Genomic DNA, 25,802 nt, shown 5'->3' on the forward strand with positions numbered 1-25,802 from the left:
GGGGTTTCTTATTCGGCCTCTTGGCCGCGGATCTGCTCATGATGGCGGATGACTTCCGCCACGATGAAATTGAGGAACTTTTCGGCAAAGGCCGGATCAAGCCCGGATTCCTTGGCCAGATGGCGCAGGCGCTCGATCTGCTGGGCCTCGCGGGATTTGTCCGCAGGCGGCATATTGTGCAGCGCCTTCAGCTTGCCGACCTGCTGGGTCAGCTTGAAGCGCTCTGCCAGCGTGTGGATGAGGATCGAGTCCAGATTGTCGATGGACGCGCGCAGCTGGCCAAGCTGGAACTGGGCAAGGGCCTGATCAGGATTGGTCATTTCTTCTTGTTCCCTCCAGGAAGACCGGGGAGGCCACCGGGCAGGCCCGGAAGGCCATTGCCGCTGAGGCCGGGAAGACCGCCGGGGGGCAGCGCGCCGCCACCCATCTTGGCGAGGTCAGACTGGGAAATCCCTGCCTGCTGCGCCATGCCGAGCAGGTTTTTCATGCCGCCCTTGGTGCGCATCTTCTTCATCATGGTAGCCATCTGAAGGTGCATCTTCAGCAGCTTGTTGACATCTGACACCTCGACCCCGGCGCCAGCGGCGATGCGCTTGCGGCGGGACGCATTGAGGATGGCCGGCTTGCGGCGCTCCTCGCGCGTCATCGAATAAATGATCGCCTCCTGACGTTTCAGGATACGGTCATCGACATTGGCGCTCGCCATCGCTTCCTTGGCTTTGCGCACGCCGGGCATCATACCCATGATGCCGCCGAGGCCGCCCATACGCTGCATCTGGCGCAGCTGGTCGGCGAGGTCTTCAAGATCGAACTCGCCCTTCTTGAGCTTGGCCGCCATACGCTCGGCCTTCTCGGCGTCGTAATGTTCGGCGGCTTTTTCGACGAGGCTGACAATATCGCCCTGGCCGAGGATACGGCCCGCAACGCGCTTGGCATCGAAGGCATCGAGCCCATCAAGTTTTTCACCAACGCCGAGGAATTTGATCGGCAGGCCGGTGACTGCGCGCATCGACAGCGCGGCGCCGCCCCGGCCATCGCCGTCCATCCGTGTCAGGACAAGGCCGGTGAGCGGCAGGCGCTCATGAAAGCGGCGGGCGGTTTCCACCGCGTCCTGGCCGGTGAGAGCATCGGCCACGAGGAGAACTTCAGACGGGTTGGCAATGGCGGCAATCTCTGCCGCCTCGGCCATCATCTGCTCGTCGATCGAGGTGCGGCCGGCAGTGTCGAGGATCAGGACATCATAGCCGCCGATCTTGGCCGCCTGCATGGCGCGGCGGGCAATGTCAGCGGGAAGTTGGCCGGCAATGATCGGCAGAGAGCTGACGGTTTCGCCCGCCTGCTTTGCCAGGATCGCCAGCTGTTCCATGGCCGCCGGGCGGCGCACGTCGAGCGAGGCGAGGAGAACTTTCTTCTTGCCGCGATCAGCCAGGCGCTTGGCGATCTTGCCGGTGGTGGTGGTTTTACCCGAGCCCTGAAGGCCCGCCATCATCACAACGGCCGGGGGCGTGTCGACGCGGAGGTGGCTTTCTTCCTCATCGGCGCCGAGCATATCGACCAGCGCGTCATAAACGATCTTGATGACCTGCTGGCCCGGCTTCACCGAGCGGATAACCTCTTCGCCAACGGCGCGGGTTTTAACCTTTTCAACGAATTCCTTGACGACGGGCAGCGCCACATCGGCCTCAAGCAGGGCAACGCGGATTTCGCGCAGGGCTTCGCTGACGTCCTTGTCGGACAGCGCGCCACGGCCCGTCAGGCCGTCGAAAATACTGCCAAGGCGTTCGCTTAGAGCGTCGAACATACCGCGTTACTCCTCATTCTGCGCGCAATAGACAAAAGCCCCGCTGAGCGAAACTTCGCCGGGCGGGGGGCCCCGCTGGCCTCCCGTTCCGTCTATATAGGAACATGTGCCGGTCAGGGCGCGCTTATGGACTGCGCGGAATTTGGGGCGCCTAAAGCACGCGGCAATCCACAGGTCAAGCTTCGGCAGCCTCCAGGGCCTCCACATGCTGGCGGAGGCTGGCGATCGTGCGGTCTATTTCCGGGCCAATCAGGGAGAAAGCCGCCACATCGGCCCAGAGGCCGTTGGCGGTGCGCATATAGTGGCGCAGCGTACCTTCGCGGGCCGCGCCAAAGCGCTCAACCGCTGCGATGGCCTCCTTATTGGCGACATTCACCAGGAATTCGATGCGCTGGAAGCGGCAATCCTTTGCCCGCTGCATCAGGGCAAGGGATGTGGCCGCCGAGACGAGGCCGCCACGCATTTGGGGCGGTTGCCAGCGGTATCCGATGCGCAAGCGCCGGTGGAGACGGGCGATGTTCATATAGGAAACCACACCGGCAAACGCGCCGTCGGTGGTCCGCGTGATGGCGAAGGGCACCATCCGGCCTTCCCGGGCATCCTGCAGGGTCTGGTCGAAATAGGCGTTGAAACTGGTGCCGGTATCCATCAGCGGCATCCAGTTCCACATCGCTTCGATGGCGCCGGACGCCGCAAGGATTTCCCGGTGCGCCTGCGTGACAGGGTCCAGGCGCACGTTTGCCACCACAAGTCCGGGTGCATCGAGCTTCATGACAGGCATTATGCCACAAGTAGCCCTCACCGGCAAAAGAAAGCCAAAAAGAAACGGGCCGGAATGAACCGGCCCGTCCTCACATATCTGCGCGCAGAAGCCTGCGGCCTGCCCCGGCTATTCCGCCGCTTTCGGGAAAAGCTGGCGGGAGAGATAGGTGTATTCCAGCGCCGAGCGTTTGGCCCGGGCCGTCTGGTCTGCCGCAGCGGCGTGGCCCCCATCCATGTTTTCGAAATAGAGGAAAGGCAGGCCCGCCTCTTCGAAACGTTTGGCCATCTTGCGGGCATGGCCCGGATGGACCCGGTCGTCCTTCGTCGAGGTGACGAAGAAGGGCACCGGATATGGCTTCGACGCATCGAAATTCTGGTAGGGCGAGATGGTTTCGAGGAAGGCGCGTTCCTCCGGCACATCCGGAGAGCCGTATTCATCCACCCAGGAGGCGCCCGCCAGCAGAAGATGGTAGCGCAGCATGTCGAGCAGCGGCACCTGCACGACCACGGCGTTCCAGAGATCCGGGCGCTGATTGAGCATCACGCCCATCAAGAGGCCGCCATTGGAGCCCCCCATGATGCCGAGATGTTCGGGGCTGGTAATATTCCGTTCAATGAGATCTTTGCCGACGGCGATGAAGTCGTCATAGATGCGCTGACGGTTCTGTTTGAGGCCCGCCTGGTGCCAGTTGGGGCCGAATTCGCCGCCGCCCCGGATATTGGCGAGGACATACGCCCCGCCCTCTTCCAGCCAGAGACGGCCGCTGACGGGGCTGTAGCCCGGCGTCATAGACACCTGGAAACCACCATAGCCATAGAGCAGGGTCGGCGTGGTGCCATCAAGCGGCATGTCTTCACGGTGGACGATGAAATAGGGCACGCGGGTGCCGTCTTTCGAGGTGGCGAAGAACTGCTCCACCTTGAGGCCAGTGGCATCAAACTTGGCGGGGAGGGATTTGAGCGGCGTGACGGCGCCAGCGGCGACATCATAGTTCAGCAGCGAGCTGGGCGTGAGGAAATCCTCATAGTTGAGGAAGACGGCGGTTTCATCCTCATCAGCAAACGCGATGCCGACCTGACCTGTGCCGGGGAGTTCCACCGGCGATGTGGTCCATCCGCCAGCCGACGGCTCGATGCGAAGCACCTTGCCCACGACATTGTCGCTGATGGAGAGAAGCGCCGCGCCCTTGGCGATGGCCACGCCATTGACCGCCTGGGCTTCCGTCGGGCGGAAGGCAAGCGTGACCGGCGGCAGGGAGCGGGTTTCGAGGAAAGCGCCAAGTTCGAAAGAAAGAAGGTCACCGGCCTTGAAGGCTTCCTGGCCTTCAGGCGTCCAGTCCTGCTCAATGGTGAAGAGGAACTGGCCCTTATAGATGCCATTGGGCGTGGCTTTCAGCGGCAGCGGCCAGCGGACACCCTCGGTCTCCCCTTCCGGGAACCAGAAATACTTCTGGGTAAAGAAGGTTTCTGCCTGCACCGCGCCCTGAAGGACGCGGCCATCTTCCAGCTTCATCGTCATCGGCCAGACGCCGACATCGGTTTCCTTGCCGCGGAAAAGTTCAACCGCCTCTTCCACCGGCGTGCCGCGCTGCCAGCGCTTGACGATGGAGGGATAGCCCGATTCCGTCAGCGTGCCTTCGCCCCAGTCAGTGGCGATCAGCAGCGTATCAGGCCCGGCCCAGGCAAGGCCCTGCTTGGCTTCAGCGGTGACGAAGCCGCCCTCGACGAACTGCTTCGTGGCCAGATTGAATTCGCGATTGATCACCGCGTCCTTGCCGCCATCTGACAGCGAGACCAGGCAGCGCCATTCTCCGCCCGGCGCCGGCCGCAGGCAGTTGGCGCCCTTGTAAACCCAGTTGGCGCCTTCATCGGCCGACAGCTTGTCGAAATCGACAATCGTTTCCCAGGCGGGGGTTTCGGTGGCGTAGCTGGCCAGAGGCGTGCGGCGCCAGAGGCCGCGGACATTCTTTTCGTCCTGCCAGAAATTATAGACGTAACCATCGCGCACGCTGCCATAGGGGATGCGCTCGGCCGAGTTGAGGACTTCAAGGGCCTCCGCCTCAAACCCGGCATAGCGCGGATCGGCCTGAAGCTCGGCCAGCGTCCGCTCATTCTGCGCGGTCACCCAGGCAAGCGCCTCTGCGCCCTCAACCTCTTCCAGCCAGAGATGGGAGGTTTCATCAAAGGGTGCAGCGGCGGGGGGAGTGTCAGCGGTCAAATTGGTCTCCGATGGGGTGCCCGAAGCACAGGCGGCAAGAAGCAAGGCGCTCAGCGACACGAAAACGGTGCGCATGAAATCTCCTATTCCTGAAATCTATGGACCGGCAGCCCAGGCATATGAATGCCCCCGATCCCTCTCAAAACATGAGGTTTGATACCGGCGGGGAGAAAGCTGTGCAACCGGCTTCGCAGCCTGGCGAAACCTGCTCAAGGCAGACGCTCCAGCACAATGCTCTCCAGAACGATGGCGCGCGACCCTTCCGGAATTGCCGGGCGGATGGCGATGTAATCGACCCCCTGCTCCCCCTGAAGCGGGGGCACATCATATTCAAAGCTCACCTCTGTGAAGCCTTCCCCCAGATCCAGCGTCTGCCAGCCGGAATCCCCCGACCGGCCGGCCGAATAATTCATCTCGACCTGGCTGGCGCCCCTGACATCTGCGGGGCGGACACGGGCGGTCACGCGAATGCGCCGCCCGGCGAACTGCATCTCGACATCTGCTGCGATCCGGAAATGCGGGTTGAGTTCAGGGGCGGCAACCAACCCGTCTGCTGTGCCTTCGATATGGAGGAAATAGGTGCCCCGGTCCCGGATCAGCTGGGCGCTGGCATCGGTGCCCTGCACGATCTTGTTGAGATAGGTGTCGTCAATCACGATGCGCGAATAGTCCACGCCATCCCCTGTTACAGCGCCCGTGGGCAGACGGCCAATGCCCGGCTGGATCGCCAGGAGGATCATCAACACGGTCAGCAGGGCCGCGAGGGGAAAGAAAATCTTGTCGCGCATCGGCGCTCCTGCATTACGGGCCGAATGCCTGTCAGGCGCTGGCCAATCTGTCAGGCTCCTGTTAGCAGGTGGACGCAGATATTGGCGAGCCAATTGCAGCGTTAGTCCGGGGGGAAGGCAACACCTTATGTCGGTATCGGCGCTTCAGAGGCGGGCCCGTGAGGCCAGAAGCTGGCTGTTTGACAGCTGCTTCCCGCTTTGGGCGGATCATGGCGTGAATGAAGCCGGCCTCTTCCCAGAGGCGCTGACGACATCGCTGGATGATGCGACGGTCGATACCACGCGCGTGCGGGTGCAGGCCCGGCAGACCTATGTTTTCGCCGAAGCCTGGCGGATGGGCTGGAAGCGCGACACGGCCGCCCGGCTGGTGAATGCCGGCGTGGCGACGCTGGCTGGCCCGGCCCTCAACGCGCAGGGACTGTCAGGGCGCGCGCTTTCCTACACCACCGGCCAGTTGACCGACCCGGCCTTTGATCTTTACGATGCCGCCTTCACGTTGTTCGCCCTGGCAGAAGCCGCGCGCGGCCCCGGACCTGCAGAACATGCACTCGCCGCAGCCAACGGCATCCTCGCGAACCTGGACCGGGAAGCGCGCGACCGGGTGAATGGCGGGTACGCCGAAGCCCTGCCCCCACCTGCCCAGCGCCAGCAGAACCCGCATATGCACCTGCTGGAAGCGTGCCTGTCGCTGCACACACTCCAGCCAGACGGAGGCCATCTGGCCAGGGCCGATGAGTTGGCCAGCCTGTTCGAAACGAAATTCACCGCCGGGGACCAGGGGCTGCTGGGAGAGTTCTTCGCGCCGCACTGGTCGCCTCTGCCCGGGGACGCCAGCCGGATTGTGGAGCCCGGCCATCAGTTCGAATGGGTATGGCTGCTGCATGCCTACGCCCGCGCGCGGGGAGAAGCGGTCTCTGCATCTGCTGAGCGCCTTTACGCGTATGCGCTGACGACACTGGACGTGGAGGGACGGGCGATTCAGACGGCCGCCCGCGGCGGCGCGCCGGTAGACGCATCACGCCGTACCTGGCCGCAGACCGAAGCGCTTAAAGCCCATCTTGCGATGCTGGAAGCACACCGGGACGAACGCTACGCTGCGGCCGCCTGCCGCAGCTTTGACATCCTAATGGACGAATATCTCACTGAAGACGGTGGCTGGATCGACCATTTCGGCGCTGACGGGGCCATCCTTTCTTCCAGCATGCCTGCCTCCACCGGCTATCATGTGGTGCTCGCCTTTGCAGAGCTGATCCGCGTGATGGGCGCTTGATATTCGGCCAATTTGCAGGAAAGAGAGCGGCCAAACCCGGCAGCCTTGAGCCAGGCCGCCCAGAAATTGAGGAATGCCATGACCAAGCTCGTCCTGATCCGGCACGGCCAGTCTGCCTGGAACCTTGAAAACCGCTTCACCGGCTGGTGGGACGCAGACCTGACGGAGAAAGGCGAAGCCGAAGCCCGCAAGGCCGGGCAGATGCTGGCGGCGCTCGACGCCGATTTCCGCGCCGGCTTTACCAGCGTGCAGACCCGCGCCATCCGCACGCTCTGGCTCGCCCTGACCGAAATGAAGCGTGTTTGGCTGCCGATCGAGAAGGACTGGCACCTCAATGAGCGCCACTATGGCGGCCTCACCGGGCTCGACAAGGCCGAGACCGCCGCCAAGCATGGCGAAGAACAGGTTCACGTCTGGCGCCGCAGCTATGACATTCCCCCCCCGCCCCTGGAAGTGGGCAGCACCTACGACCTCACGCCTGATCCGCGTTACAAAGGCATCGACATTCCGAACACGGAAAGCCTGAAAACGACACTGGAGCGCGTGCTGCCCTATTGGGAACAGCGTATCGCGCCCGAGCTGATTGCCGGCAAGGACACGCTGATCGCTGCGCATGGCAACTCGCTGCGCGCGCTGGTGAAACACCTGTTCCGGGTGCCGGACGACCAGATCACCGGCGTTGAGATCCCCACGGGTAACCCGCTGCTGATCGAACTCGACACCAATCTCAAGCCGGTTTCCGTGCGCTATCTCGACGAAAGCCGGGCCCAGCCGCTGCCACCGCTGCCATGAGCAAACGGCGCGACCGGCGGCTGATGGGGCGGGCCTTTCAGCTTGCCCGCCTCAATCAGGGCCTGACCGGAAAGAATCCGTCCGTGGGCTGCATATTGGTGGATGCTGCCGGGCATATCGTGGGCGCCGGGGTTACCGGCACCGGCGGGCGGCCGCACGCTGAAGAGATCGCGCTAGAGGAAGCCGCCGGAAAAGCCAAAGGCGGCACAGCGTATGTGACGCTGGAGCCCTGCCGCGAACGCTCCAGCGGGGCAGCCTCCTGCTCGCGCAAGCTGGTGGATGCCGGGATTGCGCGCGTGGTTGTGGCCATCGAAGACCCCCACCCCACTGCGCGGGACGGGCTGGTGATCCTGCGGGAAGCGGGCGTGCGCGTGGAAACCGGCCTGGGAAAACACGCCGCAGCGCGGCTTTATCGCTGGTTCTTCGCGGCGTCTCAGGACCACTGATCAGCCGGCAAATGGCCCGGCATGGGCGCGGACGCGCTCATAGAAGGCGGCCGAGTCGCGCTGGAAGGCGGCCTTGTTGAACTGCGCCTCATAACTGGCGCGCCCGCCTTCGACCAGCTTTGCGGCGAGCGCCTTGTCGGTGATCACGCGGGTGAGCGCGTTGGCAAGGGCATCGACGTCATTCTTCGGAATGAGAAGACCGTTCATCCCGTCCTTCACATAGGCGGCCGGACCGGCCGCGTCGGCAGCGACGAGCGGACGAGAAGCCGCCCAGGCATCGACCGTCACCGTGCCGAAAGGTTCGTAGCGGGAGGGAAAGGCCACCACATCGCACGCTTCCAGCAGCGCGCCGCGATCATTCCGCCAGCCGAGGAAACGGACGCGGTCATCGAGGCCAAGGCGTGTGCAATGCGCTTTGAGTTCTGCCTCGAGCGGCCCCTCCCCCGCAATCCAGACATAAAGACCGGGCACTTTCGCCGTCGCGTCCAGCAGTGTGTCGAGGCCCTTCTTCTCATGCAGGCGCGCCAGGGCGAGCGCGACGGGCGCATCGGCGGGTGTGTTGAGGGCGGCGCGATCTGCCGGGGCTGATCCGGTAAAATCAGCATACGTATGAATGATGGCAGAGCGGTCTTCCGGCACGCCCTGCTCGCGGATATGGCGCAGAAGATCGATGGTGAGGCCCACATGCCATTCGCAATTGGTGAAGCGGGCGAGCTTGTAATAGCCGCCATACCAGGCAACCGACCGGTTGCGGTAAGCCTTGGGCGCAAACTGGCCGGCGCGGCCCATCCAGTATTCGATCACATCCGGCTTGAATGCCTTGATCGCGCGGCGGAGCACGCTGCGCGTGGGAAAGGGCCAGGCATTGTTGAAACTTGCCGTGTCGACGCTGATGCCAGCGTCCTTGAACTTGCCGATGCGGAACTGATTGTCCGGGCGCGTCACCACATGCTGGGCGTATCCGGCCTCAGCGAGGGCCAGCACCGATTCCAGCATGATGTTCTCTGCGCCGCCTTCAGCCGCGCCCGCCATGACATGCATCACCCGCATTTTCATCTCCCGGAACCGTATTCCTGTTGCAACAGCGCATACCGGGGAACAGCGTTTGCGGCAAACTATGCTTGGCAGCGGGAAGTGAACTGCCTAGAGAGACCCCATGTTTCCCGAGAGATTTTTCTGATGGCCGGCTACAGACTCTTTGGCGCTGACACGTCGCCCTACTCTTTCAAGGTGCGCGCGGCGTTGCGTTACAAGGGGCTCGACTTCGAATGGGTCGCCCGCTGCAGCGCCAATGACGCCGAGTTCCGCGAACTGGCCAAGGCGCCGACGGTGCCGCTGCTGGTTTCGCCCGAAGGCAAGGTGAACCAGGATTCCACGCAGATCCTGTCGATCCTCGACAAGGCCCATCCAGAGCCCGCGATCCAGCCGGAAGATGCCACGCTCGCCCTTATCTCGCTGATCCTTGAGGACTATGCGGACGAATGGCTGAACAAGGCGATGTTCCAGCAGCGCTGGGGCCAGATGCCTGACCGGGACGCGGCCTCCATTCGCGTGCTGGTGCAGCTGAACGGCGGCAAACGCCCCCGCGCGTACAAGACCCCGGCCAAGCAGATTGCCGAGCGGATGCTGGCGCGTCTGCCGCTTGTGGGCGCAGAAGCAGACAATGCCCCGGCGCTGGAGGCGTCTTATCGCAACTTTGCGCTGCGCCTTAACGACCATCTGAAGGAACATCTGTTCCTGCTCGGCGGGCGCCCATCGGCGGCGGACTTCGCGCTGGCCGCGCAGTTCCAGCAGATGCTGACCGACCCGACCCCGGCCGCCTGGCTGAATGACCGGGCGCCTTTCGTGGTAGCGTGGTGCGAGAATATGGCTGATCCCAAGGCAGGCGGGCCGTTTGCCGAGCTGGACGCACTGAAGCCCACGCTGCTGGCGTTGTTCGAGGGCGATGTCGCCCGCGCCTATCTGCCCTGGGCGAATGCCAATGCGGCGAGCGCCGGACGCCAGGCCAAGCGGTTTTCGGTGACGCTGGAAGGCGGCGTGTTCGAACAGGCGACGCAGAATTATGCCGGGCGCTCTTTCCAGAAGCTGCGCGACCGGGTGCGCGGGGCGAAAGAGGCTGAAGGCCTTGCCGCCTTCCTGGCTGAAGCGGGAGCGGACGGCTACTTCGCCGAGCCGCGCACAAAGGAAAAGACCCCCGCAGCCTGAGCTGCGAGGGCCTTCCGTTCCGTCGCCTCACGGCAAACGCTGTAAGCTGATTTAAGCTGCGTTGTCTGTGGCGGACTTCTTGCCGATCAGTTTCGGACCCTTGGCAGAGGTGCCCGTGCCGATTTCGATCTTGCGGGCTTTCTTCTCTTCCGGGATCTCGCGGATGAGGTCGATGCGCAGCACGCCATGCTCAAGGCTGGCGGCGGTCACGAGAACGTGATCGGCCAGCTGGAAGCGGCGGATGAAGCTGCGCTGGGCGATGCCGCGATGGAGGAAATTGCGGCCGTTGCCGTCTTCGGTTTCGCCTTTCTTACCGGCGACCGTAAGCAGGCCTTCCTTGGTTTCGATTTCGAGGTCAGCCTCGGTAAACCCGGCGACGGCGATTTCGATGGCGAAGGCGTTTTCGTCGACTTTCTCGATATTATAGGGGGGATAGCCCTGCGTCCCGTCGAGGCGGGAGGCCTGATCGATCATGCCAGCGAGACGGTCAAAGCCGACCATGGTGCGATACAGGGGGGTGAGATCGATATTGCTCATTTTACAGTCCTCTCAAAAGCAACTGTGGTTGGAGTTTTTCGGAGGGGAAGCGAAACTCCAGCCCGTTCACATGGCGCTGGCACCTCTTCCGGCCCCGGCCCGCTTTGCGGCACCGTGACAAGCCCTATGTGGGTAGCGTAGGAGGTGTATCAAGACCCTTGGGATGGAGACGTTTTATGAAAAAACTGATGCTGATGGCCGCTTCGGCGGCGATGCTGGCCGCCTGCAACCAGGCAGCCCCGCCGGCCGAAACGCCCGCAGATGGCGCCGCCGAAACCGCAACAACGGAGGCTGCGCCGGCGGCCAGCCTGGCCGACATCGTCAATTCCGACCTGCGCTCGCCCGAGGAAAAGGCGCGCGACCAGTGGCGCCACCCGGTGGAGACGCTGGAATTCTTCGGCGTCGAGGCAGGGGACAAGGTGGTTGAGATCTGGCCGGGCGGTGGCTGGTATACCAATATCCTGGCGCCCTGGCTGGCTTCGGGCGGCGGCACGCTGGTGGCCGCCGGCTTTGACACCGCCTCCGTGGAAGACGCCGAGCGGCGCGCCCGGATGGAGGAGCGCCTGGCCGAATTCCAGGCCGCCTATGCCGATCCGCGCTTTGGAACCATTGAATATTCAGCGTTTTCTGCCACCTCCGGCCCGCTGACCGAGGCGGGCACGGCCGACGCCGTGCTGACCTTCCGCAACATTCATAACTGGATGGCCGGCGGCTATACCGAGAAATTCTTCACCGACGCCTATGCCGCGCTGAAGCCGGGCGGCACCCTGGGCGTGGTGGAACACCGCCTGCCCTCGACCGCGATGCAGGACCCGACCGCCTCCAGCGGCTATGTTCACGAGGACTTCGTGAAGGGCCTGGCCACCGCCGCCGGTTTTGAATTCGTGGAAGCGAGCGAAATCAACGCCAACCCGGCCGACACCGCCGACCACCCCTTCGGCGTGTGGACCCTGCCGCCCAACAGCGCCACCTCTGGCCGCGAGGGGGTGACCATCGAGGGCTTTGACCCGGAGAAATACAAGGCCATCGGCGAAAGCGACCGGATGACCCTGAAGTTCCGCAAGCCGGAATAGGGCCCCGCCCTTCCCTGACAAAGCCCGCCCGGACCCCTCCGCGGCGGGCTTTTTCTTTGGGGACAAGCGCGCCGGAAAAACTCCAACGGAAACTCCAAGGAACGGGGCAAAAACTCCAACGGGGCTTCAAACGGGCGCTTTACCCTGCCCCGCCTCGGCGCCATGCTCCGGACATGGACCTGCCCACGCCTGGCCAGATTGAAACCATCATGCGGCGGGCCGCAGACTTGGCAATGGCGCACTCGGCAATGCGCGACACGCTGATCGTCGATGAAAAATCCAGGGGTCAGTTTGTCACCAACGCGGACATCGAAGTCGAAGATCTGCTTCGCGGGGAAATTACAGCGGCCTTCAAGGGCGCCCGTATTCTCGGCGAGGAAAAAGGCGGCGCCCTGGACGAGACCGCAACGGGCTGGGCAATTGACCCGATTGATGGGACCACGAACTATGTGTTGGGCCTGCCCATATGGGGCATTTCAGCCGGGTATCTACAAAATGGCCGCTCTGTGCTGGGCGCGATTGCCCTGCCGGAACTCGGACTCCTGCTTTCGGCAGAAGCCAAAGGCGGGCTGCGTGTGAACGGGCAGCCCGTTGCCCAACGCCGCCCCTTGAGGGCCCCAAAACTCATCGCCCTGGGAGAAAACGATTTTGAGGCGGGCTCCGATACCGATTCAAGAGCCCAGCTCTTTCGAGCGAAAGGGTTTGCCGTCGTGCGCTATCGCTGCGCCGTCTTTTCACTCGCCTCTGCTGCTCTGGGTAGGTTGAGCGGATATATCGAGCATGGTTGCGGCCTTTGGGATGTTGCCGCTGCCGAAATCATCTGCCGCGAAGCCGGCATGACCGTCGCGATCAGATAGGTTGCGCCGGGTCGCTACAGCGTTGATGCGCGCTGGCCTGATCTGATCTGACGCTATTTCCTTCCCGCCTTCCTGAGTATCGGGTCACTTCGCGACTCGTAGGTCGGATAGAGGCTGGGAAGCCGAAATCCGGCGCGCACGGGCGCTGTATTTGGCGATGGCGGATTTCGCTTTGCTCTATCCGCCCTACGCGTTGCGAACCGGCTTTGCCGTCCAATTCCCGATTGGCCGGGTTCAAGTCCAGGTCCCTGCCTTCGCGGGGGCGTCTTCGGATAGGGGCGCGCAGGTGCCGAGAGGCGCTTGCTTGACAGGAATACCGACTAGTTGGTATGTATTCCTTCAAGGAGCACCCACCGATGGCCCGGAAGGCAAATCCGCAGACGCGGGACAATCTGATGGAGGCTGCATTCGGGCTGGTGCGGCGGCAGGGGCTTTCCGCGACGAGTGTGGACGAGATCTGCGCGGCGGCCGGGGTTTCCAAGGGCGCGTTCTTTCATCATTTCAAGAGCAAGGAGGAGCTGGCCGCCGCGGCCGCAGAGCATTGGAGCGCGGTGACCGAGGCCTTCTTTGAGACCGCGCCTTATCATCAGCCTGCTGATCCGCTCGCCCGCCTGCTCGGCTATATCGACTTTCGCCGCGAGATGATGAGCGGGGAGATTGCCGAGTTTACCTGCTTCGTGGGCACAATGGCGCAGGAAGCCTGGGCGACCAGCCCGCCTGTGGCGGCGGCCACCTGGGACAGCATGCGCCGGCATGGCGAGAGGCTGGTGCCCGATATTGAAGCGGCGATGGCCGCACACGGACTTTCCGGGGGCGCGGCGGGCGGCTGGAGCGCGCAGAGCCTGGCACAGCACATTGTGGCAGTGACGCAGGGCGCCTTCATCCTGGCCAAGGCGAGCGGGGACGCCGGCCCCGCGCGGGAGAGCCTGGATCACCTGCGCCGGTACATCTGCCAGCTTTTCGAACCGGCGGCTTAAACCCGCCCCCTTCTCCGCAAAAAGGAAGCGCCCATGCTGACCCTCGTTCCCAATCTCTGGTTCGACAATGATGCGCTGGAGGCCGCCGAATTTTACACCGGCCTTTTCCCCGATAGCCGGATTGAGGCTGTCCGGCGCGCGCCGGCGGACAATCCCCACAATCCAGGGGTGCCCAAGGGCGCGGTCATGGTGGTGGAGTTTACCATCCGGGGACAGAAGTTTGCCGCGATCAATGGCGGGCCGATGTTTCCGCAGACGGAAGCCTTCTCCCTGTTGATCGAATGCGAAACGCAGGAAGAGGTGGATTACTATTGGGCCGCGCTGATTGCGGGGGGCGGAAGCGCCAGCCAGTGCGGTTGGTGCAAGGACCGGTTCGGGCTTTCCTGGCAGGTATCGCCCCGGCGCCTGGAGGAGCTTGTCTGGTCAGATGATCCAGGCACCGCCGAGCGCGCGATGACCGCGATGCTGGGGATGACGAAGATTGATATTGCCGCGCTGGAAGCCGCCGCGCGCCCAGAGCGACTCAGCCGCTCATGACCCCCACGATCACCGTCTTTGCAAACTCGCCCGACCGCGGCCGGGGCCTTGCGCGGGACATGCCGGTACGCTGGGCGCTGGAAGAAGCGGGGCGGGCTTATGAGGTGCGCTCTGTTTCCTTTGCCGAGATGAAAGGAGCGGCGCACAAGGCGCGCCAGCCTTTCGGGCAGATACCGGCCTATGAGGAAGAGGGGCTGACCCTTTTTGAATCGGGCGCCATCGTTCTTCACATTGCCGGGCACTGCCCTGCCCTTCTGCCTGCGGAAGAAGCCGCGCGGGCACGGGCGATGGCCTGGGTGTTTGCCGCGCTCAACACGGTGGAGCCGCCGGTGTTTGATTACAGCCTTGCAGGCGTGCTGGAGAAGGAGAAGCCCTGGCATGACGAGCGGCGGGCCCTTCTGGAAGCGCGCATCCATGACCGGCTGGGTAATCTTTCCCGGCACCTCGGCGAGGCTGACTGGCTGGAGGGGGCGTTCAGCGCGGGCGACCTGATGATGATCAGTGTGCTGCGCCGGCTGAATGGTACGGGCCTGCTTGAGGCCTGGCCGGCGATTGCCGCCTATGTGGCGCGCGGAGAAAGCCGGCCCGCCTTTATCCGTGCCTTTGACGCGCAGCGCGCCCTTTTCACCCAATCCCAGGCTCAACAGGCCCAACCTCTCAAGGAAAGCGACACCGCATGACTTCTCACGAACCGAAATTCGTTCTGACCCATGAGCGGGTGATGGACGCGCCCTTGGAAAAGGTGTGGCGTTGCTGGACCGAGCCTGCCCTGCTGGAGAAATGGTTCTGTCCCAAGCCCTGGTATGTGACCGATGCGCGGATGGACCTGCGGCCCGGCGGGGAAAGCTATAGCGTGATGAACGGCCCGGAGGGGGAGCGGTTTGAGAATCTCGGCGTATTCCTGGACGTGACGCCGATGAAACGGATCGTGACGACCGATGCATTCCTTCCGGGATGGGTGCCTTCCGAGCGGCCGTTCCTGACCTGCGAAACGCTGTTTGCAGACGCCGGCGAGGGCCGCACGCATTACATCTGGCGCGCGCTGCACTGGAGCGAGGAAGCGATGAAGGAACATGAGGTCATGGGCTTTCATGAGGGCTGGCGGATGGCGGCCGATCAGCTTGAAGCCCTCGCCAAGGGATTGTAAGGGCGCGGGAAGCTTTGGAGGCCCCTGCCCATGCGCGTTCTGTTTGCCACCCGGATCGAGGAATTGAAGATTGGCAGTGCGGCCCTGCGCGAGGGGCTGGAGCGGTGCGCCTGGCTGCTGGAAGAGGAAGACGCGGCGGGGAATGCCTGGTGCGAGGCGGAGGGGTATGATGGGTATACGTCCTATGCCTCGCTTGACGACCTGCCCGAGCGCTTTCCCGAATTTGCCGAGCTGAAGAAACATCTGGACAAGGCGGCGGCGAAATTTGCGCGCGATCACTCCTGGGACATGGACGGGCTTTCCCTGACGCTCGACGCGATCTGGGTGAATATCCTGGGCGAAGGCGGGCATCATTCCGGGCACATACATCCCGGGAGTGTGATCTCGGGCACCTATTATGTGGCGGTGCCCGAAGGCGCAGGCCGGATCAAGTATGAAGACCCGCGGCTGGCGATGATGATGGCGGCGCCGCAGCTGCGCGAGGATGCGCCGGAAGAGGCGCGGCGGTTTGTTTATGTGCAGCCGCGCGAAGGCCATTGCCTGTTGTGGGAAAGCTGGCTGCGCCATGAGGTGATGCCGAGCCGGACAGACGAGGCGCGCATCTCCGTCAGCTTCAATTACGGGCTGAAGCGGCGGGGATGAAAATCGCTGCTTGACCTTTTCCATATTTCCACGATATTGGAAATATGGAATCGAAAACCACCCTCTCGCAATCGGCTGCATTGGCGCAGCTTTCCGCCCTGGCTCAGGAAAACCGGCTGGCGCTGTTCCGCCTGCTGATCAAGGCGGGGCCTGACGGCCTGCCCGCCGGGGAGATAGCCGCCGCCCTCGGCGTGCCGCCCAATACGCTTTCGGCGCAGTTGACGCTGCTGTCCAATGCCGGCCTGATCGAAGGCACGCGGCAGGGCCGGTCGATCATCTACAAAGCTCAATATGAGGCCATCAGCGGACTGATTGTGTTCCTGATGGAAGATTGCTGCCAGGGGCGCAGCGAGATTTGCACGCCTGTGCTTGAGGCGGCGCAGTCGCGCTGCTGCTGACTTTCCGGGAAGAAAGGACATCCCATGAAACGCCTGCATGTTCACATTGCGGTGGAAGATCTGCCACGCTCAGTGGCGTTCTATTCGACGCTGTTTGCCGCCCAGCCTACGGTGCTGAAGGAAGATTATGCCAAATGGATGCTGGAGGATCCGCGGGTGAACCTCGCGATCAGCGCGCGGGGCGCATCGCCGGGCGTGGAGCATCTCGGCATCCAGGCGGAAACGGGCGAGGAGCTGACCGAGGTGTATGCCCGGCTGAAAGCGGCCGATGCGCCGGTGCTGGAAGAGGGCGCGACGGTGTGCTGCTATGCGCAGTCCGAAAAGAGCTGGGTGAATGATCCGGCGGGCGTGCCCTGGGAAGTGTTCCACACCGTTGGCGAAAGCGCCGTGTATGGCGGCGGGCCAGAGATTGAAGGCGGGCGCCTGGCCGCAACGCCGACTGGCATGGCGATTCCGGCGACGGCCTGCTGCCCGGCCCCGGCCCCGAAGGCCGAAACCACCCCTGCCGGTTGTTGCGGGTAAGGATCAATGGGGGCGTTTGAAAAATACCTTTCGGTCTGGGTCGGTCTCTGCATCCTTGCAGGGATCGGTCTTGGCCTGCTTGTGCCGGGCGCCTTTCAGGCGTTGGCGGCGCTGGAATATGCCAATGTGAATTTCGCCGTTGCCGTGCTGATCTGGGCGATGGTCTGGCCAATGATGATCGGGGTGGATTTCTCCGCCATGCGGCGCGTGGGCGAGAGGCCAAAGGGCCTGATCATTACCCTGACGGTCAACTGGCTGATCAAGCCGTTCAGCATGGCGCTTCTGGGGGTTGTGTTCTTCCGGCATGTATTTGCCGGGCTGATCCCGCCGGAGGATGCCGAAGGCTATATCGCGGGGCTGATCCTGCTGGGCGCTGCGCCGTGTACGGCGATGGTGTTTGTCTGGTCTCAACTGACGAGAGGCGACCCGAACTATACGCTGGTGCAGGTGAGCGTGAATGATGCCGTGATGGTGTTTGCCTTTGCGCCGATTGTTGCGCTGCTGCTCGGCGTGACGGATATATTTGTGCCCTGGGAGACGCTGATCCTGTCAGTATTGCTCTATGTCGTGATCCCGCTGATTGCCGGAGTGATCATGCGCAGCTGGCTGATGAAGCGGGGCGGGACGGGCGCCGTGGACGGGTTCACGCAAAGGATAAAGCCGCTCTCCGTGATCGGCCTTCTGGCGACGGTGGTGCTTCTGTTCGGATTTCAGAGCGGGACCATTCTCGCCTCACCCCTTGTCATTGTGCTGATCGCCGTGCCGATCCTCATCCAGTCCTACGGCATCTTCGCCCTCGCCTATGCGGCGGCCTGGGCCTGGAAAGTGCCGCACAAAGTGGCCGCGCCCTGCGCGCTGATCGGCACGTCGAACTTTTTCGAGCTGGCTGTGGCCGTCGCGATCAGCCTGTTTGGGCTCAACTCCGGCGCGGCCCTGGCAACGGTGGTCGGGGTGCTGGTTGAAGTACCGGTGATGCTGACGCTTGTCGCCTTCGCCAACCGCACCCGCAGCGCCTTCAAGGAGGAGGAAACGGCATGATCGTCATCCATCACAATCCTGACTGCGGCACCTCGCGCAATGTGCTCGCCATCATCGAGGCGAGCGGCGAGACCCCCGTGGTGATCGAATATCTGGCAGAAGGCTGGAGCCGGGCTCAGCTGCTCGGTCTTTTCGCCGCGGCGAGCCTCACGCCGCGCGCCGCATTGCGCGAAACAAAGTCTCCGGCAAAGGAGCTCGGCCTGCTGGAGCCCGGCGTCAGCGACGAGACAATCCTGGCGGCAATGCTGAAGCATCCTGTCCTCGTCAACCGGCCCATCGTGTGCAGCCCGAAGGGCGTGCGCCTCTGCCGCCCGAGCGAGCTGGTTCTGGACCTGCTGGAAACGATGCCGCCCGGCCCCATCTACAAGGAAGACGGCGAGATGATCCTCGACGCCGAAGGGCGCAGGATGGGCTGAAACTGCCCCTGTAGGGGGTCTCTCGCCTACCCCGAATGGGCAGTTTAACGATCCGGGCCTTGACCTGAAGCCTTCTGCAGTTCATCGGAGCGCCGAACTTTCCTGCCCTCCCACAGCGAAGGACGCGACGCGCTATGGACCTTTCCAAAATATCCGCCGGCCAAAATCCGCCTGACGACATCAACGTTCTGATCGAAGTGCCCCTTGGCGGCGACGCGATCAAATACGAGATCGACAAGGCCTCCGGCGCGATGTTCGTCGACCGCTTCCTCTACACCGAGATGCGCTATCCCTGTAATTACGGCTTCGTGCCCCACACGCTGAGCCTCGACGGCGATCCGGTGGACGTGATGGTGGTGGGCAACCGCCCGCTGGTGCCCGGTTCTGTCCTGCGCGCGCGCCCCGTGGGCGTGCTGATGATGACCGATGACAAGGGCCAGGACGAGAAGATCCTCGCCGTTCCGCACCCGAAACTGACGGGCTATTACGACAAGATCTCAACCTATCACGACCTGCCGCAGACCCTCTGCGACAAGATCCAGCACTTCTTCGAGCACTACAAAGACCTCGAAAAAGGCAAGTGGACCCGCATCGATGGCTGGCAGGGCATCGAAAAGGCGCGCGAGCTGATCCGCGAAGCCGTGGCCCGCGAGCAGGCAAACTCCAAGTAAGGCTTCGCCTTCCGAAACGAAAACGGCCCGGAGGGATCATCCTTCCGGGCCGTTTTGTTTTTACCGCCTGGCGGGGTTACGGCGCGACGATCTCGAAGCGCTTCGAGCGCGGGTTGCGCCAATGCAGTTCGCCGTGCCGGATGGCAAACCAGGCGCCGTGGATTTCCAGCGTTCCGGCTTCGACCTTTTCACGGACAAATGGGAAGGTCATCAGGTTCTCGATGGAGGTTTCAATGCCTTCCAGCTCGAGGGCAAATTGCGGGTTTACCGGCTGGGTGGCCAGCACGCGTTCACGTGCCTCATCCAGCAGCTTCACCCAAGGGGCCACAAACTCACCGATCAACGGGCTGTCATTCTTGGTGAGGGAGGCTGTGACGCCGCCGCAGCCTCCATGGCCCATCACCACGATGATCTTCACTTTGAGAATGTTGACGGCAAATTCGAGCGCCGCCGAAACCCCGTGCAGCCCGCCATTGGGCTGATAGGGCGGCACCAGATTGGCCACGTTGCGCACCACGAACATCTGTCCGGGGGCAGCGTTGAAAATATCCGAAGGCTCTGCGCGGCTATCGGCGCAGCCGATCAGCATGATGTCCGGGTCCTGACCCTGGCTCAGCTGCTGATAGAGTTCTACCTGCTCGGCATAGGCACCGGAGCGGAAGCGCCGGTAGCCGGTGATCATGTCATCAACGGTTTTCATCCCAGTTCTCCAAGCTGTCGGAGGCGCGGATCGCCCAAAAATTGCTGCGGCGCAAGCAAATTTGAAACGATTCCTCGTTAACACGGAACGGTCAGTCTCGCCTGAGAGCCGAATCCGGTTTATCAAGGCAGACCGCGATGGAGAAACCGACATGAGCACGCCGACCGAGACCCCGAGCACGCCCTCGCGTTCGCGCAAGGGACCAACGCGCAGTGAAGTGTCGAAAGCGGCCATTCTGGAAGCCGCGCGCGATGAGATGGCGGAAAATGGCTGGCGCGGTTTCAGTGTCGATTCGGTCGCCAAGCGGGCGAGCGCCTCGAAACAGACGATCTATCGCTGGTGGCCGTCGATTGGCGCGATGTGCGTGGACGCCGCCCTGGCGCTGATCCCCGACGCCCCGGATGGCGGGCGCGACCCGCAGGAGCGCATCACCGCGCTGATCATCCCGCTGGAAGCGGCCGCGCGCACCGGCCATGGCCATGCCGTTCTGCGGGTGGCGCTGCTGGCGGCGGCCGATGACAAGGATGCCGGTGAAGTCTGGCGCGCCTGGGTTGGCCGCGACATTCGCCAGCCGCTGCGCATGCTTCTGGCGGAACTGGCGGCCAAACGCGTGATCCGCCGGGATTTCGAGCTGGATGATGTGCTCGAGCAGCTGCTCGGGCCGATCTTCCACCGCCTGACCATCTCGCGCGCGCCGGTGAAGGAAGGTTTCTGCGCCGAACAGGCGACCGCTTTCCTGCGGACTTACGCGCAGTTCTGACAGGCTGAACGGATCGGGCTAAAGCCGCGGCTTACTTGGCGCGGCGCCAGATCATCAGCGGGTCAAACGCGCCGGTATCGGCGGCTTTCTGAAGCGCGGCGATCTGCTGGGACACCGGGTTGGCCGATGGGGCCCCGCGGCCGGGCTGGTAGAGCGCTTCATCCAGGCGGCAAATCTGTTCGAACAGGGCTTCGGCGCGGCCGACGAGTTCGAGGAAGCGGGGCGGCAGGCCCCTGCCCTCCTGCATTGCCGGATCAAGGGCGGGCTCGTCCCGGCGGATACGATATTTCCGGGCGCTGGCATCTTCGCGGCGCATATCGCCGTCGCGCACGGCCTTCTGCATCACCAGCCAGGAGGCTGCCTGCATCAGACGCGTGGTCAGCTCCATGCTCCAGGCCGAATAAGTGAGGCTGGCTTCCCTCGGCAGGTTTTTGGATTGCTCGCGGCCAGGGCCATCGAGATAGGCGGCCGTTTCCTCAACCAGGGCCATGCCGCGCGTGAACACGGTGTCGAAAAGCTTGCCGCCCGTGAACGGCTCCAGCGACTGCGGGGGAACCAAATCGCGCTCTGCCATCACATCTCTCCACGCATTCTCGCGGCATATCTCTGCAGGTTTAACCCGCAAGCCGTTTCGGCCCGCTTAACTGTTACCACCAAACAGGGCATCTGCGGCGCGTTTCTGCGCTTTCTTTTTTTCAATCTCGGCTTCGCAGGCCAGAATTTCAGCTTTCAGCTGACCGATGCGCGTTTCCAGTTCATCGATCGACATCTGATCGAGCGCCTGCGCCTTGCGCACCAGGACGGGCTCTTCATCATTGAGTGCCATGGGGATGCCTCCGTCTCACTGGTTTCATCAAAGCAGAAAGCCGGGCTAGAAGCGACTCCGAGAGCCTTAAAACCTGCGCAAGGAGTTACCCCGATGACCGCAATCATGACCGCCGCCCATGGCGAACCCGGCGCGCCACTGACGCTGATTGAACGGCCCCGGCCCGTGCCCGGCCCCGGCGAAATCCTGATCGAGGTGGCCGCTGCCGGCCTCAACCGCGCGGACCTTGCTCAGCGGGCAGGCCGCTATCCGCCCCCGCCGGGCGCGTCGGACATTCTGGGGCTGGAGGTTTCCGGGGTCGTTGCGGCGGCCGGGCCGGGCGCGTCGCGCTTCAAGACGGGAGACCGGGTGTGCGCGCTGCTGGCGGGCGGGGGCTATGCCAGCCATGTGGTGGTGGATGAGGGCTCTGTGCTGCCGGTGCCGGAAAGCATCGACCTTGTGACGGCGGCCTGTTTCCCGGAAGCGATGATGACGGCATGGGCCAATGTGTTTGACCGGGCGGGCCTCAAACCCGGCGAAACCTTCCTCTGCCACGGCGCCACCAGCGGCATCGGCGTGATGGCGATCCAGATGGCGAAGGTTTACGGCGCCTCGAAAATTTTCGGGACGGCCGGATCAGAGGACAAATGCGCGCTGGCCCGGGATCTGGGCGCCGACATTGCCATCAATTACCGCACGCAGGATTTTGAGCAGGTGGTGAAGGAAGCGGGCGGCGCAGATGTGACCCTCGACATGGTGGGCGGGGATTACATCCAGAAGAATATCGGCGCGGCCAAGGCCGATGGGCGGATCATCAACATTGCCTATCAGAACGGCATGACGGCGACGGTGAATTTCGGGCTCGTGCTGATGAAGCGGCTCTCCCTTATGGCCACCACCCTGCGGGCGCGGCCGGTGCCGGAAAAATCCCGCATCCGCGCGGCTGTGGAGAAGGATTTCTGGCCGCATGTGGCCAGCGGGAAGATCCGCCCGGTGCTGGATACGGTCTACTCCCTGGCCGAGGCAGAAGTGGCCCTCGCCCATATGGACAAGGGCGGACATTCGGGGAAAATCCTGCTGAAGGTATAGACTGCTTCCCAAGGGGGCGCATTTGCCGTATAAACCCGTTCAAGGTTGACAGTTTGCCTGAAACCTCATCCCGCCCGGCACTCGCGTGCCGGGCGGTTGCATTTCAGGCCCCAGATTTGGAAAGATTACAGGAGACTTCCATGGCCGATGTCCTGATGCCCCGCGCCACCGCCGTCTGGCTCCTCGACAACACGACGCTGACCTTCGCGCAGATCGCGAAATTCTGCGGCCTGCACCATCTTGAGGTCAAAGGCATTGCTGATGGCGATGTGGCCGAGAACATGCGCGGCGTTGACCCGATTGCCGGGGGTATGCTGTCGCGCGAAGAGATCGCCAAGGGCGAGGAAAACCCGGACTATGATCTGCAGGTGGCCAAGTCGAAGATTGCCCACATTCCCCAGCCCAAGCGCAAGGGCAGCCGCTACACACCGGTGATCCGCCGCCAGGACAAGCCCGATGCCGTGGCCTGGTTCATCCGCAACCACCCGGAAGTGACCGACGCGCAGATCATCAAGCTGATCGGCACCACCAAGACGACGATCAACAATGTGCGCGACAAGTCTCACTGGAACGCCCAGAATATCCGCCCGGTTGACCCGGTGACACTGGGCCTCTGCAGCCAGATCGAACTGGACGAGGTGATCTCCAAGGCGTCTGACCGCCGCCGCAAGATGGACGCCGAACGCGCCGCACGCGGCGAAGGCCCCGGCCTCACCCCGGCCAAGGATACCGCTGACGCCTACGAGGCCGAGGAAGAGGATATCCGCAAGAAGGACGTGTCGGCCGCAGACGTGTTCCGCGACTTCGATTGATCCTCTGGTAGCAGACAGTTTCAAGAGCCGGGCTTTTCGGGGCCCGGCTTTTTTATTCCGTCCGCCTCAGGAATACATAGAAGGCGCCGCTGCCGCCATGCTTGGGATGGGATTCGGCATAGCCGGAGACGAGCGCGCGCGCCTCCGGGCTTTCCAGCCAGAGCAGGAAATTGCGGCGCAGCACGCCCTGCCCTTCCCGCCCCTTGCCGGTGATGACGAGCACGCAGCGCGCGCCATCTGCCTGCTGAGCAATAAGGAAGCCCGGCAGCGCGCGGGCCGCGCTGATCTGGGTATGGCCGTGCAGATCGAAGGTGGCGGCGATGTCTAGCTTGCCGCGCCGCACCCGCTTTTCGCGGCCGCGGTCTGCCGGCGGGACCGGCACTTTGGGGGCTGGGGGCTCTGGCGATACAGCGCGCAGGGGCGTTTTACGCGCGGGTTTTTTCTCTTCGCGCAGCTCGGCTTCACCTGCTTCCAGCGCAGCCTGAAACTCCGGCAGCGACGCTTCGCGCGGGCCGATGCGTTTCACTGTTGAGGCAACTTTCGCCCAGGCGCGGGCCTCTTCTTCGCTGAGCCGGCGGCCTTTCACCGGCTTACCCCATGCCCGGCGCAGTTTCGAGCGCCGCGACGGGACGGGCACCCAGAGTGTGATAGAGCCGCTCGGCCACCTTGCGTGGCAGAAGCACCCAGAGGCGGCCGGGCGCATTCATCGTGCCTGCGCGCTGGCCTGCGTCAAAGCCGGTGCCGAAATAGATGTCGCCGCGCACGGGGCCCTTGATGGCGCCGCCGGTATCCTGCGCGATCAGCAGGCCGGACCAGGCCCCGCCGAGGCCGGGCGCGGTGGTCTGCACAAACATCGGCACGCCCAGCGCATGAAAGGACGGATCCACCGCCATCGAACCGAGCGGGGTGAGCGGCACATTGTGCGCGCCGTTGGGGCCCAGCGCGGCGTCCCCTTCAGGCAATGACTGGAAGAAGACAAAACGCGGATTGATGTTCATGGCCTGGCGCACTTCATCCGGGGACGCACGGTCCATCCAGGCGCGGATGCCCTGCATCGACCCCTCCCCCCGCGTGATGCGGCCGGTTTCGATCAGCCAGTTGGCAACAGATTTGAAAGGCTGGCCATTATGCGCGGCATAAGCGGCGCGCATCGTATGGCCATCCGGAAAGACGAGGCGGCCTGAGCCCTGCACCTGCAGGAAGAACACATCCGAGGGATGGGCCCAGGCGATAACCGGCGCAGAGACGTTTGAAGTGATCTCCGCGCGCGGAGGATAAGGCCGGGTGGTGCCATTGGGCAGGCGCTGGAGCGGGCTGTCCCCATTGGCGACAAAATCAGACGGCAGAGCGAGCACAGGTTCGGTGAAACCGGGCTCGGGCGAGCGGCGGGCTTCATACATCGGCTCGAAATAGCCGGTGAAGCGCGGCTTGCCTTCCGGGTCGATGATCTCGACCGGGACGAAGAGGGATTCAAACACTCGCCGGGCGGCCGCGTCATCCAGCGGGGTGGAAAGCGAGGCGCAGGCGGGGCCCCAGTCTTCTGCTGTTCCGGCCCAGGCGGCGTTGCGCGAAAGCGGCGCGTCCCAGGCGCGGCGCGAGAACCGGTCACAGGTGCGCCGGAACGCCTCGAGCGAGGCGGCCAGCGGAGCGCCCTGCCAGCCGGGCAGATCGCGGTAGCTTGCCGGGCTGGAGGCCGGCGGGGGCGTAAACAGGCCGGGTACCTGCTGGCCGGGCGGCGGTGCTGGCGGCTGCGTTGACTGACAGGCAGCCAGAAAAAAGGCAGCGATGGCCCCTACAATCAAACGTAACATGGAACCCCTTTTGTCCCGTTAGAGCGTGGTTAGAAAGATTCCAATTACACGAAACGGTCGAGGCAGCGAATGTCAGTCTACCTTATAAAACGCCTCGACCGAACAGACTATTGTGGATCCTCCCGGCGAGTTCTCACACTGGCAGGGTTCGTATTTTGTAATTTGCGCGTTCAGTTTGCCATAATTATACCGCACGCTGTGAAGTCTGATTTCCCCTTTTGCTTGTTCCTTTGCGTTCTCACACGCATCGGTCTGAGTACCCCCCTCGCGCCCGATAGCCGTCCCTATTCCCGTCACAATTCCACCGGGATATTTGGAAACCGGCTCGTAACGCGCGTTTACAGTACACTCAAAAAACGGCGTGGGAGATCCGTTTGGAGCTGGGGTCGCTTTACAGCTGCACGCATCGTAACGGGTAATTCTAATATTTCCGGCAGCGCCGATTTTAGCTCTTTCAAGAGCGACATTGTCGTCGGCTGCCTGCCGGGTATTAACACAGGCATCAAGTTTCGTGAAAAACCCCCCACTTTTCGCTGTGATTGAGCCCTGCGCATTGGCCTCCAAGCCTGAAAAGACCAGAAACACAGTTAAAGATAGGACAGGCAGAACCAACCTCGAAAGAACGACCATGAATTGCTCCAATATCCAAAGCGTTAGTGACCGCTTTGGATATCAGTGAACAAACTTTGGTTCTTCATCCATTTTGATGATGCGGGAGGGAAAAGTCG

The 25,802-nt window shown here is 63.2% G+C and carries 32 protein-coding genes; 19 read left to right on the top strand and 13 right to left on the bottom strand.

All coding sequences use genetic code 11. The annotated features are described in order from the left end of the window. Positions 1 to 8: 8 nt before the first annotated feature. The 5 genes from BBF93_RS18050 to BBF93_RS18070 form a co-directional block, all read right to left on the bottom strand. A complete protein-coding gene (locus tag BBF93_RS18050; protein WP_035597245.1) occupies positions 9 to 320 on the bottom strand; it encodes a chorismate mutase in 312 nt (103 codons plus the stop codon). Next, positions 317 to 1,801, bottom strand: coding sequence for a signal recognition particle protein (gene ffh / locus BBF93_RS18055; protein ID WP_035597248.1), 1,485 nt, complete (start codon positions 1,799 to 1,801; stop codon positions 317 to 319). The genes BBF93_RS18050 and ffh overlap by 4 nt, the downstream gene beginning before the upstream one ends. Before the next feature lie 175 nt (positions 1,802 to 1,976). Beyond that, complete coding sequence (locus BBF93_RS18060) at positions 1,977 to 2,573, bottom strand: GNAT family N-acetyltransferase (protein ID WP_162786626.1); 597 nt, start codon at positions 2,571 to 2,573, stop codon at positions 1,977 to 1,979. 117 nt (positions 2,574 to 2,690) lie between these two features. Further along, positions 2,691 to 4,856 carry a prolyl oligopeptidase family protein gene (locus BBF93_RS18065; protein ID WP_114106797.1) on the bottom strand — a complete coding sequence of 722 codons (2,166 nt, stop codon included), beginning with the start codon at positions 4,854 to 4,856 and terminating at the stop codon, positions 2,691 to 2,693. Between the two features lie 134 nt (positions 4,857 to 4,990). Continuing rightward, positions 4,991 to 5,569: a hypothetical protein gene (locus tag BBF93_RS18070; RefSeq protein WP_035597258.1), complete on the bottom strand. Its 579-nt coding sequence runs from the start codon at positions 5,567 to 5,569 to the stop codon at positions 4,991 to 4,993. Positions 5,570 to 5,696: 127 nt separating this feature from the next. On the opposite strand from BBF93_RS18070, the gene BBF93_RS18075 reads away from it, so the two are divergent. The 3 genes from BBF93_RS18075 to BBF93_RS18085 all read left to right on the top strand — a co-directional run bounded on the left by BBF93_RS18075 (position 5,697) and on the right by BBF93_RS18085 (position 8,077). Then, positions 5,697 to 6,839, top strand: a complete 1,143-nt coding sequence (locus BBF93_RS18075; RefSeq protein WP_162786627.1) for an AGE family epimerase/isomerase — start codon at positions 5,697 to 5,699, stop codon at positions 6,837 to 6,839. A gap of 78 nt (positions 6,840 to 6,917) precedes the next feature. Next, positions 6,918 to 7,631: a 2,3-diphosphoglycerate-dependent phosphoglycerate mutase gene (gene gpmA, locus BBF93_RS18080; RefSeq protein ID WP_035597260.1), complete on the top strand. Its 714-nt coding sequence runs from the start codon at positions 6,918 to 6,920 to the stop codon at positions 7,629 to 7,631. Then, complete coding sequence (locus BBF93_RS18085; protein ID WP_114106799.1) at positions 7,628 to 8,077, top strand: riboflavin biosynthesis protein RibD; 450 nt, start codon at positions 7,628 to 7,630, stop codon at positions 8,075 to 8,077. The genes gpmA and BBF93_RS18085 overlap by 4 nt, the downstream gene beginning before the upstream one ends. On the opposite strand, the gene BBF93_RS18090 is transcribed toward BBF93_RS18085, so the two are convergent. After that, the gene (locus tag BBF93_RS18090) at positions 8,078 to 9,127 is read right to left on the bottom strand and encodes a glycosyltransferase (protein ID WP_114107145.1); all 1,050 of its coding nucleotides are present in this window, start codon (positions 9,125 to 9,127) and stop codon (positions 8,078 to 8,080) included. A gap of 129 nt (positions 9,128 to 9,256) precedes the next feature. On the opposite strand from BBF93_RS18090, the gene BBF93_RS18095 reads away from it, so the two are divergent. After that, complete coding sequence (locus BBF93_RS18095) at positions 9,257 to 10,282, top strand: glutathione S-transferase family protein (RefSeq protein WP_035597269.1); 1,026 nt, start codon at positions 9,257 to 9,259, stop codon at positions 10,280 to 10,282. A gap of 51 nt (positions 10,283 to 10,333) precedes the next feature. On the opposite strand, the gene BBF93_RS18100 is transcribed toward BBF93_RS18095, so the two are convergent. Continuing rightward, positions 10,334 to 10,819 carry an Hsp20 family protein gene (locus BBF93_RS18100; protein ID WP_035597272.1) on the bottom strand — a complete coding sequence of 162 codons (486 nt, stop codon included), beginning with the start codon at positions 10,817 to 10,819 and terminating at the stop codon, positions 10,334 to 10,336. A 176-nt stretch (positions 10,820 to 10,995) separates the two neighbouring features. On the opposite strand from BBF93_RS18100, the gene BBF93_RS18105 reads away from it, so the two are divergent. The 12 genes from BBF93_RS18105 (at position 10,996) to ppa (ending at position 19,097) form a co-directional block, all read left to right on the top strand. After that, entirely contained in the window at positions 10,996 to 11,892 is an 897-nt protein-coding gene (locus BBF93_RS18105) for a class I SAM-dependent methyltransferase (RefSeq protein ID WP_199288423.1), read from the top strand. Positions 11,893 to 12,065: 173 nt separating this feature from the next. Continuing rightward, on the top strand, positions 12,066 to 12,749 hold the full coding sequence (locus BBF93_RS18110; protein WP_114106800.1) for an inositol monophosphatase family protein: 684 nt from the start codon (positions 12,066 to 12,068) through the stop codon (positions 12,747 to 12,749). Between the two features lie 356 nt (positions 12,750 to 13,105). Beyond that, entirely contained in the window at positions 13,106 to 13,726 is a 621-nt protein-coding gene (locus tag BBF93_RS18115) for a TetR/AcrR family transcriptional regulator (protein ID WP_114107147.1), read from the top strand. A gap of 33 nt (positions 13,727 to 13,759) precedes the next feature. Continuing rightward, on the top strand, positions 13,760 to 14,263 hold the full coding sequence (locus BBF93_RS18120; protein WP_114106801.1) for a VOC family protein: 504 nt from the start codon (positions 13,760 to 13,762) through the stop codon (positions 14,261 to 14,263). Continuing rightward, positions 14,260 to 14,943: a glutathione S-transferase family protein gene (locus tag BBF93_RS18125; protein ID WP_114106802.1), complete on the top strand. Its 684-nt coding sequence runs from the start codon at positions 14,260 to 14,262 to the stop codon at positions 14,941 to 14,943. The genes BBF93_RS18120 and BBF93_RS18125 overlap by 4 nt, the downstream gene beginning before the upstream one ends. Then, positions 14,940 to 15,410, top strand: a complete 471-nt coding sequence (locus BBF93_RS18130) for an SRPBCC family protein (RefSeq protein WP_035597285.1) — start codon at positions 14,940 to 14,942, stop codon at positions 15,408 to 15,410. The genes BBF93_RS18125 and BBF93_RS18130 overlap by 4 nt, the downstream gene beginning before the upstream one ends. Positions 15,411 to 15,440: 30 nt before the next feature. After that, the gene (locus BBF93_RS18135) at positions 15,441 to 16,052 is read left to right on the top strand and encodes a 2OG-Fe(II) oxygenase family protein (protein WP_035597288.1); all 612 of its coding nucleotides are present in this window, start codon (positions 15,441 to 15,443) and stop codon (positions 16,050 to 16,052) included. A gap of 44 nt (positions 16,053 to 16,096) precedes the next feature. Next, complete coding sequence (locus tag BBF93_RS18140) at positions 16,097 to 16,450, top strand: helix-turn-helix transcriptional regulator (RefSeq protein WP_035597290.1); 354 nt, start codon at positions 16,097 to 16,099, stop codon at positions 16,448 to 16,450. 24 nt (positions 16,451 to 16,474) lie between these two features. After that, positions 16,475 to 16,972 carry an ArsI/CadI family heavy metal resistance metalloenzyme gene (locus tag BBF93_RS18145; protein ID WP_035597293.1) on the top strand — a complete coding sequence of 166 codons (498 nt, stop codon included), beginning with the start codon at positions 16,475 to 16,477 and terminating at the stop codon, positions 16,970 to 16,972. A 6-nt stretch (positions 16,973 to 16,978) separates the two neighbouring features. Continuing rightward, positions 16,979 to 18,010 (top strand): ACR3 family arsenite efflux transporter, encoded by a 1,032-nt coding sequence (gene arsB, locus BBF93_RS18150; RefSeq protein ID WP_035597296.1) that lies wholly within the window; start codon positions 16,979 to 16,981, stop codon positions 18,008 to 18,010. After that, positions 18,007 to 18,426 (top strand): arsenate reductase (glutaredoxin), encoded by a 420-nt coding sequence (arsC, locus tag BBF93_RS18155; protein ID WP_114106803.1) that lies wholly within the window; start codon positions 18,007 to 18,009, stop codon positions 18,424 to 18,426. Before arsB ends, arsC begins: the two co-directional genes overlap by 4 nt. Before the next feature lie 134 nt (positions 18,427 to 18,560). Continuing rightward, entirely contained in the window at positions 18,561 to 19,097 is a 537-nt protein-coding gene (ppa, locus tag BBF93_RS18160; RefSeq protein WP_035597301.1) for an inorganic diphosphatase, read from the top strand. Positions 19,098 to 19,173: 76 nt separating this feature from the next. Here ppa and BBF93_RS18165 read toward each other — a convergent pair whose 3' ends face one another. Further along, a complete protein-coding gene (locus BBF93_RS18165) occupies positions 19,174 to 19,797 on the bottom strand; it encodes a carbonic anhydrase (protein WP_114106804.1) in 624 nt (207 codons plus the stop codon). 151 nt (positions 19,798 to 19,948) lie between these two features. On the opposite strand from BBF93_RS18165, the gene BBF93_RS18170 reads away from it, so the two are divergent. Beyond that, positions 19,949 to 20,557, top strand: a complete 609-nt coding sequence (locus tag BBF93_RS18170; protein ID WP_035597307.1) for a TetR/AcrR family transcriptional regulator — start codon at positions 19,949 to 19,951, stop codon at positions 20,555 to 20,557. Positions 20,558 to 20,588: 31 nt separating this feature from the next. On the opposite strand, the gene BBF93_RS18175 is transcribed toward BBF93_RS18170, so the two are convergent. Both BBF93_RS18175 and BBF93_RS18180 read right to left on the bottom strand, forming a co-directional pair. Next, positions 20,589 to 21,131 (bottom strand): DUF1465 family protein, encoded by a 543-nt coding sequence (locus BBF93_RS18175; protein ID WP_114106805.1) that lies wholly within the window; start codon positions 21,129 to 21,131, stop codon positions 20,589 to 20,591. A gap of 66 nt (positions 21,132 to 21,197) precedes the next feature. Next, positions 21,198 to 21,383 (bottom strand): DUF1192 domain-containing protein, encoded by a 186-nt coding sequence (locus tag BBF93_RS18180; protein ID WP_035597314.1) that lies wholly within the window; start codon positions 21,381 to 21,383, stop codon positions 21,198 to 21,200. A 93-nt stretch (positions 21,384 to 21,476) separates the two neighbouring features. Between BBF93_RS18180 and BBF93_RS18185 the strand changes: the two genes are divergently transcribed. Further along, positions 21,477 to 22,451 (top strand): NAD(P)H-quinone oxidoreductase, encoded by a 975-nt coding sequence (locus BBF93_RS18185; RefSeq protein WP_114106806.1) that lies wholly within the window; start codon positions 21,477 to 21,479, stop codon positions 22,449 to 22,451. Positions 22,452 to 22,591: 140 nt separating this feature from the next. Further along, positions 22,592 to 23,263 (top strand): DUF1013 domain-containing protein, encoded by a 672-nt coding sequence (locus tag BBF93_RS18190; RefSeq protein WP_114106807.1) that lies wholly within the window; start codon positions 22,592 to 22,594, stop codon positions 23,261 to 23,263. A gap of 52 nt (positions 23,264 to 23,315) precedes the next feature. Here the strand turns inward: BBF93_RS18190 and BBF93_RS18195 are convergent, their stop codons facing one another. The 3 genes from BBF93_RS18195 to BBF93_RS19640 form a co-directional block, all read right to left on the bottom strand. After that, positions 23,316 to 23,849 carry a Smr/MutS family protein gene (locus BBF93_RS18195; RefSeq protein ID WP_162786628.1) on the bottom strand — a complete coding sequence of 178 codons (534 nt, stop codon included), beginning with the start codon at positions 23,847 to 23,849 and terminating at the stop codon, positions 23,316 to 23,318. A 4-nt stretch (positions 23,850 to 23,853) separates the two neighbouring features. Continuing rightward, on the bottom strand, positions 23,854 to 25,074 hold the full coding sequence (locus BBF93_RS18200) for a murein transglycosylase A (RefSeq protein ID WP_114106809.1): 1,221 nt from the start codon (positions 25,072 to 25,074) through the stop codon (positions 23,854 to 23,856). Positions 25,075 to 25,146: 72 nt separating this feature from the next. Further along, positions 25,147 to 25,704 carry a hypothetical protein gene (locus BBF93_RS19640; protein ID WP_162786629.1) on the bottom strand — a complete coding sequence of 186 codons (558 nt, stop codon included), beginning with the start codon at positions 25,702 to 25,704 and terminating at the stop codon, positions 25,147 to 25,149. Between the last annotated feature and the right edge of the window lie 98 nt (positions 25,705 to 25,802).

It is taken from the genome of Hyphomonas sp. CACIAM 19H1 (assembly GCF_003325995.1).
Taxonomy (GTDB): domain Bacteria; phylum Pseudomonadota; class Alphaproteobacteria; order Caulobacterales; family Hyphomonadaceae; genus Hyphomonas; species Hyphomonas polymorpha.

What these genes read in the sequence shown, in the direction of transcription:
- BBF93_RS18050 (WP_035597245.1), bottom strand. Translation starts at nt 320, where the DNA reads ATGACCAATCCTGATCAGGCCCTTGCCCAGTTCCAGCTTGGCCAGCTG.
- ffh (WP_035597248.1), bottom strand. Translation starts at nt 1,801, where the DNA reads ATGTTCGACGCTCTAAGCGAACGCCTTGGCAGTATTTTCGACGGCCTG.
- BBF93_RS18060 (WP_162786626.1), bottom strand. Translation starts at nt 2,573, where the DNA reads ATGAAGCTCGATGCACCCGGACTTGTGGTGGCAAACGTGCGCCTGGAC.
- BBF93_RS18065 (WP_114106797.1), bottom strand. Translation starts at nt 4,856, where the DNA reads ATGCGCACCGTTTTCGTGTCGCTGAGCGCCTTGCTTCTTGCCGCCTGT.
- BBF93_RS18070 (WP_035597258.1), bottom strand. Translation starts at nt 5,569, where the DNA reads ATGCGCGACAAGATTTTCTTTCCCCTCGCGGCCCTGCTGACCGTGTTG.
- BBF93_RS18075 (WP_162786627.1), top strand. Translation starts at nt 5,697, where the DNA reads ATGTCGGTATCGGCGCTTCAGAGGCGGGCCCGTGAGGCCAGAAGCTGG.
- gpmA (WP_035597260.1), top strand. Translation starts at nt 6,918, where the DNA reads ATGACCAAGCTCGTCCTGATCCGGCACGGCCAGTCTGCCTGGAACCTT.
- BBF93_RS18085 (WP_114106799.1), top strand. Translation starts at nt 7,628, where the DNA reads ATGAGCAAACGGCGCGACCGGCGGCTGATGGGGCGGGCCTTTCAGCTT.
- BBF93_RS18090 (WP_114107145.1), bottom strand. Translation starts at nt 9,127, where the DNA reads ATGCGGGTGATGCATGTCATGGCGGGCGCGGCTGAAGGCGGCGCAGAG.
- BBF93_RS18095 (WP_035597269.1), top strand. Translation starts at nt 9,257, where the DNA reads ATGGCCGGCTACAGACTCTTTGGCGCTGACACGTCGCCCTACTCTTTC.
- BBF93_RS18100 (WP_035597272.1), bottom strand. Translation starts at nt 10,819, where the DNA reads ATGAGCAATATCGATCTCACCCCCCTGTATCGCACCATGGTCGGCTTT.
- BBF93_RS18105 (WP_199288423.1), top strand. Translation starts at nt 10,996, where the DNA reads ATGAAAAAACTGATGCTGATGGCCGCTTCGGCGGCGATGCTGGCCGCC.
- BBF93_RS18110 (WP_114106800.1), top strand. Translation starts at nt 12,066, where the DNA reads ATGGACCTGCCCACGCCTGGCCAGATTGAAACCATCATGCGGCGGGCC.
- BBF93_RS18115 (WP_114107147.1), top strand. Translation starts at nt 13,106, where the DNA reads ATGGCCCGGAAGGCAAATCCGCAGACGCGGGACAATCTGATGGAGGCT.
- BBF93_RS18120 (WP_114106801.1), top strand. Translation starts at nt 13,760, where the DNA reads ATGCTGACCCTCGTTCCCAATCTCTGGTTCGACAATGATGCGCTGGAG.
- BBF93_RS18125 (WP_114106802.1), top strand. Translation starts at nt 14,260, where the DNA reads ATGACCCCCACGATCACCGTCTTTGCAAACTCGCCCGACCGCGGCCGG.
- BBF93_RS18130 (WP_035597285.1), top strand. Translation starts at nt 14,940, where the DNA reads ATGACTTCTCACGAACCGAAATTCGTTCTGACCCATGAGCGGGTGATG.
- BBF93_RS18135 (WP_035597288.1), top strand. Translation starts at nt 15,441, where the DNA reads ATGCGCGTTCTGTTTGCCACCCGGATCGAGGAATTGAAGATTGGCAGT.
- BBF93_RS18140 (WP_035597290.1), top strand. Translation starts at nt 16,097, where the DNA reads ATGGAATCGAAAACCACCCTCTCGCAATCGGCTGCATTGGCGCAGCTT.
- BBF93_RS18145 (WP_035597293.1), top strand. Translation starts at nt 16,475, where the DNA reads ATGAAACGCCTGCATGTTCACATTGCGGTGGAAGATCTGCCACGCTCA.
- arsB (WP_035597296.1), top strand. Translation starts at nt 16,979, where the DNA reads ATGGGGGCGTTTGAAAAATACCTTTCGGTCTGGGTCGGTCTCTGCATC.
- arsC (WP_114106803.1), top strand. Translation starts at nt 18,007, where the DNA reads ATGATCGTCATCCATCACAATCCTGACTGCGGCACCTCGCGCAATGTG.
- ppa (WP_035597301.1), top strand. Translation starts at nt 18,561, where the DNA reads ATGGACCTTTCCAAAATATCCGCCGGCCAAAATCCGCCTGACGACATC.
- BBF93_RS18165 (WP_114106804.1), bottom strand. Translation starts at nt 19,797, where the DNA reads ATGAAAACCGTTGATGACATGATCACCGGCTACCGGCGCTTCCGCTCC.
- BBF93_RS18170 (WP_035597307.1), top strand. Translation starts at nt 19,949, where the DNA reads ATGAGCACGCCGACCGAGACCCCGAGCACGCCCTCGCGTTCGCGCAAG.
- BBF93_RS18175 (WP_114106805.1), bottom strand. Translation starts at nt 21,131, where the DNA reads ATGGCAGAGCGCGATTTGGTTCCCCCGCAGTCGCTGGAGCCGTTCACG.
- BBF93_RS18180 (WP_035597314.1), bottom strand. Translation starts at nt 21,383, where the DNA reads ATGGCACTCAATGATGAAGAGCCCGTCCTGGTGCGCAAGGCGCAGGCG.
- BBF93_RS18185 (WP_114106806.1), top strand. Translation starts at nt 21,477, where the DNA reads ATGACCGCAATCATGACCGCCGCCCATGGCGAACCCGGCGCGCCACTG.
- BBF93_RS18190 (WP_114106807.1), top strand. Translation starts at nt 22,592, where the DNA reads ATGGCCGATGTCCTGATGCCCCGCGCCACCGCCGTCTGGCTCCTCGAC.
- BBF93_RS18200 (WP_114106809.1), bottom strand. Translation starts at nt 25,074, where the DNA reads ATGTTACGTTTGATTGTAGGGGCCATCGCTGCCTTTTTTCTGGCTGCC.
- BBF93_RS19640 (WP_162786629.1), bottom strand. Translation starts at nt 25,704, where the DNA reads ATGGTCGTTCTTTCGAGGTTGGTTCTGCCTGTCCTATCTTTAACTGTG.